Source organism: Paenibacillus sp. EZ-K15 (assembly GCF_002573715.1).
In the GTDB taxonomy this organism is placed as follows: domain Bacteria; phylum Bacillota; class Bacilli; order Paenibacillales; family Paenibacillaceae; genus Paenibacillus_AQ.
On record NZ_PDHM01000017.1, the window covers coordinates 432,657 to 447,676 of the forward strand.

Annotated in this window: 11 protein-coding genes; 1 reads left to right on the forward strand and 10 read right to left on the reverse strand. The window is 50.6% G+C overall.

Annotated features, from left to right (window positions below; all coding sequences use genetic code 11):
• Positions 1-304 precede the first annotated feature (304 nt).
• Positions 305-1,354, reverse strand: coding sequence for a Gfo/Idh/MocA family protein (locus tag CRG97_RS18530; RefSeq protein ID WP_098746085.1), 1,050 nt, complete (start codon positions 1,352-1,354; stop codon positions 305-307).
• A gap of 191 nt (positions 1,355-1,545) precedes the next feature.
• On the opposite strand from CRG97_RS18530, the gene CRG97_RS18535 reads away from it, so the two are divergent.
• Positions 1,546-2,433, forward strand: a complete 888-nt coding sequence (locus CRG97_RS18535; RefSeq protein ID WP_098746088.1) for an AraC family transcriptional regulator — start codon at positions 1,546-1,548, stop codon at positions 2,431-2,433.
• A gap of 174 nt (positions 2,434-2,607) precedes the next feature.
• Here the strand turns inward: CRG97_RS18535 and CRG97_RS18540 are convergent, their stop codons facing one another.
• From CRG97_RS18540 to CRG97_RS18580, 9 genes are all read right to left on the reverse strand, one after another.
• On the reverse strand, positions 2,608-4,977 hold the full coding sequence (locus tag CRG97_RS18540) for a DUF4962 domain-containing protein (RefSeq protein WP_098746090.1): 2,370 nt from the start codon (positions 4,975-4,977) through the stop codon (positions 2,608-2,610).
• The gene (locus CRG97_RS18545) at positions 4,961-7,204 is read right to left on the reverse strand and encodes a heparinase II/III domain-containing protein (protein ID WP_098746092.1); all 2,244 of its coding nucleotides are present in this window, start codon (positions 7,202-7,204) and stop codon (positions 4,961-4,963) included. The genes CRG97_RS18540 and CRG97_RS18545 overlap by 17 nt, the downstream gene beginning before the upstream one ends.
• An 8-nt stretch (positions 7,205-7,212) precedes the next feature.
• The gene (locus CRG97_RS18550) at positions 7,213-7,980 is read right to left on the reverse strand and encodes an SDR family NAD(P)-dependent oxidoreductase (protein ID WP_098746094.1); all 768 of its coding nucleotides are present in this window, start codon (positions 7,978-7,980) and stop codon (positions 7,213-7,215) included.
• 15 nt (positions 7,981-7,995) lie between these two features.
• Positions 7,996-9,867, reverse strand: a complete 1,872-nt coding sequence (locus tag CRG97_RS18555; RefSeq protein WP_098746096.1) for a cache domain-containing sensor histidine kinase — start codon at positions 9,865-9,867, stop codon at positions 7,996-7,998.
• On the reverse strand, positions 9,864-10,913 hold the full coding sequence (locus CRG97_RS18560; RefSeq protein ID WP_098746098.1) for a response regulator transcription factor: 1,050 nt from the start codon (positions 10,911-10,913) through the stop codon (positions 9,864-9,866). The genes CRG97_RS18555 and CRG97_RS18560 overlap by 4 nt, the downstream gene beginning before the upstream one ends.
• 109 nt (positions 10,914-11,022) lie before the next feature.
• Entirely contained in the window at positions 11,023-12,600 is a 1,578-nt protein-coding gene (locus CRG97_RS18565; RefSeq protein ID WP_098746101.1) for an extracellular solute-binding protein, read from the reverse strand.
• Between the two features lie 125 nt (positions 12,601-12,725).
• Positions 12,726-13,598, reverse strand: coding sequence for a carbohydrate ABC transporter permease (locus CRG97_RS18570; RefSeq protein WP_098746103.1), 873 nt, complete (start codon positions 13,596-13,598; stop codon positions 12,726-12,728).
• Positions 13,599-13,616: 18 nt separating this feature from the next.
• Positions 13,617-14,579 (reverse strand): ABC transporter permease, encoded by a 963-nt coding sequence (locus CRG97_RS18575; protein ID WP_098746104.1) that lies wholly within the window; start codon positions 14,577-14,579, stop codon positions 13,617-13,619.
• A 6-nt stretch (positions 14,580-14,585) separates the two neighbouring features.
• Positions 14,586-14,768 carry a tautomerase family protein gene (locus tag CRG97_RS18580; protein WP_098746106.1) on the reverse strand — a complete coding sequence of 61 codons (183 nt, stop codon included), beginning with the start codon at positions 14,766-14,768 and terminating at the stop codon, positions 14,586-14,588.
• Positions 14,769-15,020: the final 252 nt, after the last annotated feature.

A 15,020-nucleotide genomic window follows, 5' to 3' on the forward strand; every position in this document is an offset into this window, starting at 1 on the left:
CCTGAAAAGGCATCTTTTACATTACACCGTGGTCATTCTGATTCGAGAAACGAACTTAGACGATGTTATTAAGGCAAGACTACGAATACTGTCCTCCCCCTCTTCAATCGGTTACTTCCTGCATCATGCGTCACTCCCACCGAAGAAGCAGTTACTGTCTATCATTTTCTTAACATGGTATGAAAAACCAAAAAGCCGCGATTCCGCGGCTTCTTTTACCGGATATGTTTTTGTCCTCTGACACCACCTGCATGTGTAAGCTACCGTCCAGCCAAGGCTAAAGTTGCATCAAAATATCGGAAGGCTAAACCCCCGTTCCCTTCATGAACTCCGATATCATGACTTTCCGTCCCGTCTTGGCACTCTCCAGGGCAGCCAGCACCATCGCCATGCTGTAGACGTTGTCGCTGCAATCCGTCTCCGGCTTGATGCCGGCTTCGAGGGCTTGAAACATATTTTCCAAGCAGCCGTAATGGCCGGTCTTATCCATTTCAGGCAGCGTCCCTTCCATCCGTTCATACTTCCGAATGAAATTGCCTGATTGATCCCCTTGCGCCACGATCTCCGCATAAATCTCATCATGACCGTCCCAGATCGCAGTTCCTTTCTCTCCCGTTACGCGCCATGCGGCTTCCCAGGAAGTCTGAGCGCCTTCGGCACACCAGGAACCGCGATAATTGAACACGGAGCCGTCCGACATTTCATAGATGCATATCGCCATCGCATTACCGGCATACCAGGAACCCGGCGGGTTAAACTCCTGACAGTACACGGATACCGGATCGGCTCCGCTGATCATTCGGGCCTGGTCGAAGGTGTGAATGGCCATGTCGAGCAGCAATGGGCTGTCCATCAGGTCCCGAAACCCGCCAAAATGGGCGCCAAGAAAGAAATCCGCCCCTATGAATCCTGGTTTTCCAATCGTGCCACTGTCTATCAATCCCTTAAATGCCCTTATTCGCGGATCAAATCGGCGGTTTTGCATGACGGCATGGGTTCTGCCCACAGACTCGGCCAGCTTCACGATATCCAGGCATTCCGTCATCGATTCCGCTAACGGTTTTTCGCTGAATACATGGCACCCGTGCTTAAGCGCTGCCGTGCTGATCCCATAGTGGCTGGCGGGAATGGTCACATCAAATACGATATCCGCTTCGCTTGAAGTAAGGGCCTCCGTAATATTGGTATATATGGGACAAGAAAGCCCATGCCGATCGGCAAATGCCTTTGCAAACTTCTCTTGGATATCTACGAGGCCTACGATTTCAACGTCCTCTCGCCCTTTTGCATAATCCGCCCATGTATTCGCCATACTGCCGCATCCAGCTATCACAACTTTAAATGTCGTGGTCATGCCCGCTAACTCCCCCTGAGTACGTCATATTGTTGTAAACCGCTTACAATTCTTCTTCCTAAACCGTTGTCATCATTCCGATATTGGCTTATTGTATATGAAGCAACTTCATTATAATGGCGAAACTCAACAATTTCTCTATACAACCTTGTGCATTACCACTCCTATCTTGCGGTCCGAGGTGAATTCGCGTGTCCAATCCAAGAGAGCTCCATGAGAATACGAGACTTGACTATAAAGCCTATCCCGTGCAGGTATTTAATAACTCCTGCTCCCATGCCAAAACGAAAGACTGTATCCTGTATCTCCACTGGCATGAGCACTTTGAGATCATAAGCATGCGCCAAGGCCACGCGGTATTCCATATTGATACAACTCCGTATGACGTTAAGGCTGGTGAAGTTATCATCATCCCCGGCGGCAGCCTGCACGTGGGATATGCCCTTGAGGATGGAGACATCCGATTTGACTGTGTCGTGGTGAATGCATCCCTCTTTAACGATTTTCTTCATGATTCGATTCATGAGCGTTACATCGCTCCCTATATGGAAGGCCGGCTCCGTTTCCCCGTCAAGCCTGCCGAGAGCCACCCGTCTAGCGCAGACTGCTATCCGCTGCTGGATGAAGTCATTGAAGAGCTTGTAACACGCCGTCCAGCCTATGAGCTCATTGCCAAGTCCAAGCTGTACACCCTGTTCGTTCTGCTGGCGCGCACATTCATGCCCACACAGTTCACGGAGAAGACGTCCGAGCCGTATTTTGCGAATCGGGATCGTTATAAAAAACTCATTCAACACATCGAGAGCAACATCGGTGAGAAATTGTCGGTCGAGACCGCCGCTGCGGAGGTCGGTTTGAATCCGTTTCATTTTTGCAAAATGTTCAAACGTTTAACAGGGCGCACATTCGTGGATTACGTCAACCTGATCCGGATGAATGAAGCGGAGAAGCTGCTTCGTGAACGGACTTTAACCATCACCGAGATTGCCGGCATCGTCGGCTGCAGCAACCCGAATTATTTTACCAAGCTGTACAAGCAGTACAAGGGCATGACTCCTTCTCAGGCTAGACTGTTATAGACCCAGATTCCAGAATCAATCCTTAGCGAATTGTCCCGCCAGGGGCTCTACGATAACGGCAGCTGAATCCATGAGTTTTGTGATGAATATGCAAAAAAAGACTCAACATCCAGCAGCTTTCGCTGAGGTTGAGTCTTTTTTGAGAAATCTGGAGCGAATCAGCGCCTCTAAAACTTAATATGCCTTAGGCACTTCAACCTTTCTTGTTTTCCCATCTTCATTCGTGAAATAGATATGAACCCCATGGTCCTGATCGTCCAGAAAATACGAGACGTATTTACTCTCATTCGCCCTCATAGGAACCAGAAGAGTAGCAATGCGATGGCTTGCGGCTGATTTGCTCTCAGCATGAAGATGCCACTGTTTATCCAGCCCATCGATTTCTTCGGGGTCGACATCGGTGAACTGATTATGTTGATTCAGCGACAAGTCTCCGGATGAACTGTACACGAATCGCCCTTCCATTTCCGCTTTGCTGCCCAACACCCGAAACGTCTGCCCCGACAGCTTCATCCGATTCAGCGTATGAAACAGCCACTCGATGCTTGTTGGCTTGGTAAGATCCACCGTATCCACGATGACAAAATAAGATTCGTCAAAAAAATAGATCTCGCGCACATACCGCTCAAGATAAGGGACATTCTCCAGGTAGGCCTGCGTTGCGTTCATACGGGTGTACCCATAACCCGGTGACGCGTCGACTTGCTCGACTTTTCCGCTGGCCTCGATGCAGAGCACCTTATCTTTTCCCGCATACTGACCAAGGCCATCGATGAGAATATTGTTCGTGGAACGCGTCTGCCTCCGCCAATTCATATGCATTGTGCTTCCAAAAGCGATGTAATATCCACTCTCAATAGCGAGTGGTTCGCCATACGCGTGCAGCAGGAATCCGTTCTGGTCACCGTGACTGTGGCTCATGGAGCCGTAACGGCTGCTCTTTGCAAGCAGCATGATATGTTCATCCGGATCATCCATCCGGTGATGCATCGCCACCCAGTCTATATCCCGAAACCATTTGACGGATTGGATGGTCCCATCCTTCGCTTCCGAAGCGTTATCGAAAGAAAACGGAATGGTAACAGAAGGAGAAACAGCTTCCACCTGAGGGTAATCATGCCGATACAGCATATCGTCAAAGCGGAAATCCCACCAGCCGTAATTGTAAAACTTGGAGTCGGCGTCCGTATCCGCTTTGGCTACTTGTTCATAATACCACTGATATAATCCGTTCCCTGTAATGCCTGCAAACTGGCGAATATTGAAAGCCGTTTTCAGACTGACGGGTTCGCCGAGATAGGATTGGTCCCCGAAGCTGGCCCGAATCGTATCCGGACTGCTGCAGTAGAGTGGAAAATCGCCCGTCCGCCCAAAGAACGGCCGTTTATAGAAATCAATCGATACGTAGCTGCGAATGAGATTAAGCGCATCGATCACAAACGCCATGCCGGTTGTCCAATAGAGCGGCCCCTCGGCCCAGCCTCCATCTTCTCCGCCCCAAGGCGAATAGAGACAGGCGTAGTATTCCAACGTGTAATCCAGCCATGTCTGTGCCTCAGCCTCTTCATGAAGCATGGCAATACAGGCTGGGACAAGCACGGAGGACAACGAACGAACAGCATGGCTGTCATAGGGGACATGATGGATTTTCGAGCGCTCCATCACATGGAAGGCCACCTGCTTCGTACGCCGCAGAAGAGCTCCTCTGACGAGATCAATCTCCTCTGTGCTAAGGTAATCGTGGAGCCAATCGTATCCCCATGCGAGTGCACCAACCATCCGAAACGCGGCTTCATCGTTATAATCTCTGGACGTTGTACCTTCCGTATCCCAACGGGCAGCGTGAAGCAGCCAAGTCTTCGCTTTGGCGATCAAAACATCATCCTGCAAAATGACGCCTGCCACGCTTAAGTGCCGGATAACGTACAGCGTTTCTTGGCAATCCATGTACAATTTTCTCCACAGCTTCGCGACACGCTTATTGCCGGGATAACGTTCCGGCTCCGGAATTAATGGCTTATCCAACCACGGAATGACCGATTTCTCGTAAAATGCGCGCCAGCTGCAGTAATCATCATCCTGACTTAAATGTTCACGGAACGCTGCAACCCCCTTCTCATCCAGCCATAACCGCGGATGCCCGGTATGCGTGCGTTCATACCGCTCCTCTCGGTCAGGCAGGGGGGTCTCAGGGAGGCCCTCCGGGACATGAAACATCCGGGATTGGCTCCATGAAGAACGGTTAAGGGCAATGTCTGCCGTATCCTCCCCTTGTTCCTTTGTCAGCAAGGCATAGCGCCAATAATAAGTACCAGGCTCCAGAGCGTGATTCGGCGTGTAAAAGTTATAGGGAATCGGTGCGATTGTCGTTGTCGCTTCCGTTTCATACGAGGGTGAGGTCGAAATCTGCAGCATATAACGGTCGTTCTCCAGCTGTCCCGGCATCCAGGTGAAGCGGGGAGGATTCTCAAGCAGTTTACTCTCTTCATCCGGTTGATATGGCACGGACAACAATCCGCTTTTCGGTTCAAACAAGGTTTTCATCGAGTACCCTCTCCTTCAACCCGTTGTTGGTCATCGTGAAACTTCTCACGGTCCTTCCATCGGACAGGCTGAGCCAGTCCCCATCCTCCGACCGGTTCCATTCCAATGTGAGCGGCTCAGTGCCGGTACGGTAAACGGCAATGAAGCGGGCTTGCGAATCTGTCCGGTGAAGCCGTAATCCCTCCATCAATCGGCTGGGATCGTCCGCAATTCCAGGTGACTCCACCTGTGAGCATTCCATACCTTCGAAGGCGATAAATGAGGTTACCGCCAGCGGCCCTGATGCATTAGCAATGTGGAGATTGAATTGCAAGCCATCCTCGGACAAGACGTGGGTGCAGTTCTCTTTTACATAGGCGTATCCATCTTCGTTTCCAAGATTCGTTATAACGTGGCCCTGATCAGCATTTGGAAGTCCGCTAAGCTCTCCCTTGCCAACGTAATGAAACCACCAATCCACAGCTGCCGGCTCTGCCAATTCCACTTCGAACCAATCCAGCAGCCAATCTTCGGTCAATATCAGGTGCCGGTCCAGGACGCCCTGTTCATAAGCCTGATCGGAACGAACCCAGAGATAGGAAAATTTCGAACCCGATTCATACCGAATGCATTTCCCCTCGGTCGCATTCTGGGAGCGACGTCCAACCGAGACGGTATTGTGGCAGGCTGTATGGGGATACCATTCCTTCTTCAGAATCGAACCGTACGGTACGGTTCCGCGGTCTGGCGAAAGAGGCTGATTCCCGACATGAATCATCAAATTCAGTTTATCGAAGTGACCATGTGATCCACCATGAGGGCCAAAATCGACCAACGCCTGAAGTCCATTCGAATGCTGCGACTTCAACAGGGCAAATCCACTGTGAAGAAGAAAGACGGCAGGAGTAGACAGATCAGGGAAACCGTCCTCGTTTCGGCCTTCGATGTCCCATGCTTCATTACCTTCTAGTTCATGACCTGCTTGGTTTGCATGTTCTGCATCGCCTGCTTCTTGGACTTCTCGTGTCACTCGTACTTCGATGATGTCCCCTACTTCCCATACTCCTCCCGCTGTCTCCTTATGAGAACCCTTCGCCTCAAAAGAAGCCACTCCGGATCGACCATCCCAATGGCCCGTTCCGTATAACAGAGCTTCCAGCATGCCAACCCGGCCGGCTTCTCCATTCAGTTCACGATATACATTCTCTAGCAATCGCTGATAACTCTTGTCTCCATATACGGATAAACCGATTTCCGCAATCTCGGCAATTTCTCGAGCATAAGGAGCCCTGCAATAAGGACCGTCGTGAAGTGCAGGCAGAAAGCCGTTTGGGTCTGACAATCGAACCAGTACCGCCAGCATGCCCTGCATGGATTGGCCTTGCTCTCCTCTCAGGGAAAAAAGCTCTTCACCAACCCTTGCCCCCATTTCCGCAGCAATCAGGTAAGCACGGAGTACGAATACGTGGTAATAAATGCTGCCTTCGAATTCAAGCTGATCCGGTCTGATGGCAATGCTGAGATGATGCCGCAGGCCGCCTTCCTTCGCGACCAGCTGCCGGAGCTTCTCCGTTTCGCCTTGTACCGCATAGATACTGAACAGCGCGGCTATCAGCCAGGCGGTATAGTTGTTCTCGGGATTTCCGCGCTCCCAGGTCAACACATGATGATATTCCGTCATGCTGCTCTCGAGCATGTGCAGGAATTGATCAATCTTCCGGTGCTCAGCCTCGTCGAACGACACTTGCGCATCCTTCAGAAGCAGATAGCCGCGAAGCAATGTCGTGGCCCAGATGGCCTCGGTCAAAGCCTGATGGAATGCCCGCCCTTTCAGCATCCAGGGCTGGGCATCGGGATGAACCGGGTATAGCGGAAATTGCTCCGCATAGCGGACAATCAACTTTTTTCCAAGATCGGCGTAGGCCTTCTCTCCGGTACCGGCATAGACGGCGGCAGATTGCAGGACGTATCGGGCCATGGACTGATGCTTGAATACCAGCCATGCCCCCCTGTACGGTTCTCCTTCCACTTCACAACCATACGGACAACGAAAGGTGCTGCAGTCCGCCTCCAGTGGATCAAACATCAGTTCCGTATGATGTTCGGGACACACGTATTGGTGCCACCAGCCGCCTGGATCAACGGGAACATCCAGCCTCCGATCGATGACTTGATCGAGCTCGGCCTTCAGGATATCGACTGTGCGTTCGCTCCACGGATAGAATTTCGACTTCGCGTTGACCTTCATCCAATCCCTCATCGCATGAACATGCCGCCGTTAATTTCGATCGTCTCCCCCGTCAGATAAGAAGACAGCTCCGAGACGAGGAACAGAACAGAGCCGGCGACATCGTCCGGGGTGCCCTCTCGGCCCAGCGGAATGCCCTTGATCGTTGCTACTCGCGCGTCATCCGGGGTAAAGGTGGCATGAAATGCCGTTTGTCCGATAAAGCCTGGCGATACGGCGTTTACGTTAATACCGCTTGCAGCGAGCTCCTTCGCCAGCCCTTTGGTAAAGCTCAGGACGGCAGCTTTGCTGGCTGCATAAATGCTTGCGCCGGGCCCGCCGCCGTTATGTGCCGCAACGGAGGTCATATTGACAATGCGACCTTGACCTGCGGCTTTCATACCCGGAATGACGGCTTTGCTCACGAATACCGTGCTTTTCATATTTACATCCATGACCTTGCTGTAGAGCTCCTCGGTCATTTCCGCATTCGCCAGACGCTCAACCAAATGCCCTGCATTATTAACCAGAATCGTAACCGGGCCGCCGAATGCCTTCTCTACCTCAGCTACGAGTGCCTTTGCCTGCTCCACATGCGTAACATCTGCTTGAAATGCATGAGCCTCGCCGCCAAAACCTCGAATCTCCGCCACGGCTTCTTCAGCGGCATCCTTGCTGCTCAGATAGTTTAGGGCTACCTTAGCCCCACTTCTTGCCAGCTTCAACGCAACTGCACGACCAATCCCTCCACTCGAACCTGTGACTAATGCGATGTTACCCGATAAGTTAATATGCATATTGATCCCTCCTGATTAGGTTTGCAGCTGTTTCAGTCTGCTTTTTTGTTCAAGCACTCTTTCCATTCGCGGCATCGTCATGACAATGCTCGTGCCCTGATCCGGCGAACTATGTACCGTAATCCCGTACTCTTCGCCGTAAACCATCTGAATTCGCCGATGGACATTGACGATGCCGATTCCACCCTTGCGCCTAACATGTATTCCGTCATCATCATCGACCAGACGGTTTTCCTCGAGCCGCTTGCGCAGTTTATGAAGGTTACGGTCCGCTATACCTGCCCCGTTGTCCTCGACGATAACGAGCAAGTTGTCCTGTTCTATTCTCGTGTCGATCCGAATGTAGTGCCATGCTTCGATCCCTTCCGGAAAAGCATGCTGAAAAATATTCTCGACAATCGGCTGCAAGGAGAGCCTGACCATCTTCTCCAATAGGAGCTCGGGTGGCGTTGCCACCTCGATCTCGAAATCGCGCCCGATTCGATGCTTCAAGATCATCATGTAATGCCGTACATGATTCAACTCGTTCGCGATCGTAATTTCCTCCAGATTCGTCTGGATGGAGTATCGAAGCATGAAAGCCATCGACTCTACCATGTCCGAGATCTCGTCGGAATCCTGAACGATCGCGTAACAATTGATGGTTTCCAGTGTGTTGTAGAGAAAATGCGGATTGATCTGTAATTGTAGCGCCTGGAACTCTGCCCGCTGGCGCTCCAGCTGGATGTCCTGCAGCTCCAGCTGCGTTTTCTGATTGTGGAGCTCCGTGTCGTATACCTGCTCGATCATGTCGGACAAACGGCTGACCATGAGATTGTAGCTATGGATCAATCCGCCGATCTCGTCCTCCCGCGGCTTCACGTCGGTGATATGCGTCCAGTTTCCCTTCTCCGTCTGCCTCATCCCGTTCTTCAGATTGCGAATCGGATTCACGATTGATCTTCCGAATCGATAGGCGAGAATGAGCGCAATAATCAGCGTAACGAAGCCCACAATAATGGTGGTGGACCGAACCCCTGAAATCGGTGCCCGAAGCTCATCCAACGGCATCATAATGACGAGGCTCCAGCCCGAATACTCCGACTGGCGCGTAATGATCATCGTTTTGTCTCCAAGCACCGGTTCAATGAATCGATGATCGCCTTTGGCGATAATACGCGCCGGCAGGTCGGTTGATGTAATGCCGTCCATATCCACGTGCTCAGGGGCATAGACGACCTCGCCTTCACGATCCAGGATGAAGAAGAAGCCCTGCTCCCCGAGATCGACGCCATTCCATAAACTCGACAGCTGGTCTTCATTGAACTCAACCGCAAGCACGCCTTTCACGGCATACGAGTTCATTCCCCGGATTTTGCGCGCTACCGTAATGACGTTGTCCCGATCCTTCTCGAGCAAGCTGGTCTTCAATATGACGATCTCCCCGCTCCCCGGCGTTTTCTCCGTCAGCTCGCGAAGGCGGCCTGACGGATCAATCGACATGGCGGAGAAACTCTGATTCTGATCAAAAATCGCCCTGCCATGAAACCCGAGAATATACATCATGTGAGTCTGCGTCGGATATTGTATAAAGATCTTCTGAAAGACATCCTTGCGGATAAGATTGGTAAATCGATAATGCTCATAGCTGTCGCTTGGGTCCATATCCAAAAAGCGTTTGACCGAATCCTGCAGCAAAATCGTATTGCTGATCCGCTCGAATATCTGCAACTGGTTATCCGTTTGCCTTGCCGCGTTCGTGATGACGGTGGTCATATACTTCTCGACCTGTTCATCAATCGCTTCGGATGATTTGATATAGAAGAATACGCCAACCGTAGAAAGCGAGAACAATATAACGATAAAGAAGTACAAGAAGATTTGACGAGACAGGCTCTTGCGCATCATTCGATCCCCAGCAGCTCCCGATATTCGGAAGGGGTATATCCGGTGACCTTCTTGAAGGTCTTCGTAAAATGGGGATGATCCGCATACCCTACTTCGAACGAAATATCCGTAATTTTATAATGCGGAATGGCGAGGAGCTTCTTCGCTTTCTCCATTCTTTTCTTGATCCGGTAATGGACAAAAGTCTCATCCGTCATCTGTTTAAACAGCTGACTGAAATATGACGGGTTGAGCCCAAGCATATCGGCAACCTCATCGAGTGAGAGATCACGGGACAAGTTGCGCTCTATATAGGCCTTCGCTTCTTCTACAGGCTCCTTGGCATTTCCTTTCCGCTTGTCGCGTATGAGCTTGACCGTCTGATCCACGGCTTGACGAAATCTCTCGAAATAATGATGGTTCCCTCCGGGTGCAGGCCCCGAAATGCCTGTCATACGCTCGAACGAATACACATCCCGGCCGTTTAACTGCTTGATCAGTTTCGCATACAGTTCATCCAGCAATTCCTGAAGCTGAATCGATTCGAGCCTGCGCTCGTTGCAGTAATCCTCGATTTCTTGCAGCTTGTTCTGGATATCGTTCACTTGTAAATGCCATACGGCCAGTTCCAGCTGCTCCAGCCAATCCTCCAGCTTGGAGAGCGGAAAATAGAACCGCTGCTTCGCCTGCATGGACTTTCGATCCGCCATCAATTTATTCATGGTGTTATGTACCACCGATTTGGTCACGGGCTTGAGCAGATATTCCTTAACCCCATACGACATGCATCTCTGGGCATATTCGAAATCGCTGTAACCGGAGATGACAACTACCGTGATATCGCCGTATGTTTCATATAGCTGCTTGCTTAGCTCCAGGCCGTCCATCTTGGGCATCTTGATATCCGTAAAAATGAAGTCCGGTCGTGTCGTCTGGATCGCTTCCAATGCTTCCATGCCGTTGCCGGCCGTTGCCGCTTGAATCATGGCCGGATCCGTCTGCGTGATCAGTTTCGCCAAGCCCATTCTTATCATAGGTTCATCATCAACGACCAGAATGCGGTACATCGCCCATTCCCCTTTCAAGACAGCGAGAGTAGTTTAGCTTTAGCAAGATACTCCTCTGCCAGACAAGCAGAGGAGTCATTCTTCAACACTATACTAAAACATGCTCCGCTTATTCGAAAGCGTTTTCTTTTTCGTTATATCGTTTCGTGGCTTCCTCAATAATCTCGTTGCCGCCTTTGGACAGATATTCCTCGAGCACCTTGCCGTAGTTATCGATAGGCTCCCTGCCGTATACCATGCGGAGCACATGCTCCAGAATCAGCGGCGGCATTTCATCCGACTTCGGATTCAGCTCCGGATATTTCACCATCGCCTCCAGTCGCGGATCGAATTCAATGCCGCGGCGGCCCTCATTCGAAAGCATGTTATCAAAAGCCTCAATCAGCTCTTTGCCGGAATCGGACAACTCGGATACGCGTTTGTTGTAGGTTGTGTCCTGCACCAGCCACAGCCAGTAGTTCAAATAACGCATCTTATCCGCACCTGCTGTGTCCGTTGGAACCTCGAAGACCGGTTTGCCGTCGGTTACCTGATAATCCTCGCCCTCGATGCCGAAGCTGAAGAACATTTCCGCATCTTCACTGACCATCCAGTTGAAGAACTTCACGATATCCTCCGCTTTATCCTTCGCCTTCGCGTTGATGAAGAAGGAACGCGTGACCGGATTGTAATGGGCATATCCCCCTTTACCGTCAGGTCCAACAGGTGAAGGAATCAGCGCCACTTTCGCGTCCGGCACATTCTCCTTCAGCTGGGTACCCCAGATCGGAAGCTCATTCGCGTTCATGGACCACATGCCGGCTTTGCCGCTCGTGACGATGGATTTGAAATCCGCGCTTTCAATGGTCGCGAATTCCTTGCTGATCAATCCTTCTTCATGCATCGTCTTATAGATCTGAATGGCTTGCTTCATATTTTCTTCATCGAAGAAGGTTGGCTTTACTTTCCCATCCGGGAACACCTTGAATTGGTTCAGGTAACCCAGCACGTCATAGGCGCCGAAAAAGGTATCCGCGTATTTGAAATTCTGTCGTCCAGCATAAGGCTGCTCCACCCCGGCTTCTTTGAATGCGCGCAGCACATCCATCGTCTCTTCCACCGTTGTCGGGATCTCCTTGCCTACTTTCTCCAGCAGGTCGGTCCGAATCCATGTGGCTCGTCTGGATGGATTGGACAAGATTTCAGGAATCCCGTAGATATTGCCCGTCTTGGAATCCGTCATCCGCTTCCAGGCTTCCTCAGGGATAAACTTGAGCAGGTCCTGCCCATGCTCCTGCAGGAGGTCGTTCAGCGGGAGAAAGACTCCGTTCTCTACGGCACCCGCCAGCTCGGGACCGCTGATTCCGCCAGTACCCTGCACCACATCCGGAATGTCGTTCGTTGCGAACATTTGCACCATTTTATCCTGATATTCGTTATGCGGAATCAGGCGGATATCCAGGTCCGTATTCGTCATTTTCTCTAGCTCCAGCACATACTTATCCTTGTTGATATCCGGATTCTTCTCAACGTAGGATACGTTAAGCGTCCGCATCGAAATGGAAAATTTCGTGGCTCCCGCTTCATTCCCGCCTTGACCGTCGCCGTCGGCATTGGCTCCTCCGCCTCCGCCATTGTTACCCGAACAGCCAACGAGCATGGCCAGTACGAGACCTGACGTAAGCGCACGTGTCCAGCTTTTTCTCATGAATACCCCTCTTTTCAAGCTAATATAGTCGCTTATAATAGCGCTTTCAAACTTAATATCAGTATAGAGAGCCGTCTAGGCGGGAACAAGGAATGTCTTTGGCTCGGTTTGTCGTTTTTTTAGGGTTATTCTTTGATCGACCCGATCATCATCCCATGAATGAAGAAGCGCTGCAAAAACGGATACAAGAGGATGATGGGCACGGTTGCTACCAGGATAACCGCCATTTGTATGCCTTGTACGGACTGTGAACTTGCCTCGAATGCAAGGTTGCCTGTATCGGTCAGCCCTTCGTTTACCAGAAGCTCCCTTAATTTTACCTGGAGCGGATACTTGGCACGATCATTGATATAGTAAAGCGCGTCCATGTATTTATTCCAATTGGTTACAGAGTAGAATATGCCCACCGTCGCCAGCGCCGGTTTTGATAACGGAAGCACAATGCTCCATAACGTGCGGACCTCGCTGCATCCGTCGATTCGGGACGAATCGATCAGTTCGCTCGGAATTTGGGTGAAGAAGGTTCGAAGCACAAACAGATTGAATGCGCTGATCGCCGATGGCAGCATCAAAGACCACAGCGTGTTTACGAGATTCAGCTCGCGCATCAGAATGAATTGCGGAATCAGCGGTGCCGTGAAAATCATGGTCATCAGGATGATAATCATGATCGTTTTTCTGCCGACGTATTCAGGCCTGGAAAGCGGATACGCCAGGGAAGCGGTTGCTGCCAGATTGATGAAGGTTCCGAATAGCGTAATGTAGACGCTGATGCCGAATGCCCTCCAGATGGAGATATCGTTGAACACATGCTGGTAGTAGGCAAAGGTAAACTCCACCGGCCAGAACATCACTTCTCCGCGATCGATAGCGCCCGGGCTGCTGAACGACTGAGCTATGACATTGAGAAAAGGGAGCAGCATGGTGAGTGCAAGAAAAGTAAGGATGATATAGTTCACTACAAGAAACAGTTTTCTGCCTGCACTGTCATATTTCACGTTGGTGGTCACTCCCCTCTAATACAGCGACTCGCCGGTCGCTTTCTTGCTGATGGTGTTTGCAATGGAAATCAGGAACAAGCCGACAACGGATTTGAACACCCCGATAGCGGTGGCATAGCTGTACTGAAGCTGCTGCAAGCCGGCTTTATAAATGTACGTGTCCAAGATTTCGCTGGACTGAATGTTGAGCGGGTTCTGAAATACGAATACGCGTTCAAACCCATAATCCATGAAGTCTCCGATCTTGAGCAGGAACAGGATTGTTATCACGGGAAGCAGCGCCGGCAGGGTAATGCTGAGCGTCTGGCGCCATCTCCCCGCTCCATCGATTTCGGAGGCTTCATAGAGGTCAGGATTAATGCCTGCGAGCGCCGCCAGATAAATGATGGTCCCCCATCCGACATCTCTCCATAGTCCTGAGCCCACCAATACCGTTCGAATGTAGGAATCTTCGCCAAGGAAATAGATCGGCTCAATGCCGAACCAGCTGAGCATAACGTTCACGATCCCCGACGATGGAGATAGGATCCCCACAAAGATACCGCTTACAATGACCCATGACAGAAAATGCGGCGCATAGAATATCGTCTGTACAATTTTCTTGTAAACGACCTGGCGCACCTCATTGAGCAATAAAGCCAGAACAATGGGGGCGGTAAAAGCAAACAGAATGTCGTATGTACCCAGCAGAAGCGTATTCCGCAGAATTTTCAAAAAATCATAGTGCTGGAACATGCGTTGAAAGTGCTCAAGGCCCACCCAGGGACTTCCCGTCACACCTGCAAACAGATTGTAGTTCTGGAATGCGATCACGGAGCCCATTAACGGTACATACTTGAATAATCCGAAGAACAGCAATCCAGGCAGTGATATGAAGTACAGCGCCCTGTATTTCCACATGAAGCCAAGTATTCTTCTCCGTTTATCAATCTTTCCCTCTAGATTCGGGCTTACCGCTGCTTTGCTTGTTGCGGCCATCTGTCATCACCTCTTGTTTCTCAAATTGGCCGGTGCGTTGTCATCAATCGGAATTTCGTCAAACTGAATGCTAATAAATTCAGGCTCACGATCAATGATCCGGGACAACTCCCTCGTAAAAACATCAACGATTTCGTCCTTCTGCTGATCCGTGCGTCCTTCATACATTTTAATCGTAATTTGCGGCAACGGCTTTCGCCTCCTTAGGAATGATGATGTGATGAATACCCTTATCCTATAAGTTTCGTGGTCCGAGCAGCAATGGAACATGATCGGTTCCCTTGTGTTTTTTTTAGGTGCTTCGAAAGGCTTGTGTTTTTTTAAGATCGACTTGTTATTTCAATAGTTCTTAAGCTGTGTATGTAGAATTTGGCGGCGTTCTATGGAACAATGGATCAAAGCAGTTGCGATAATTAGCCAAACGATGACATAAGTACTGGG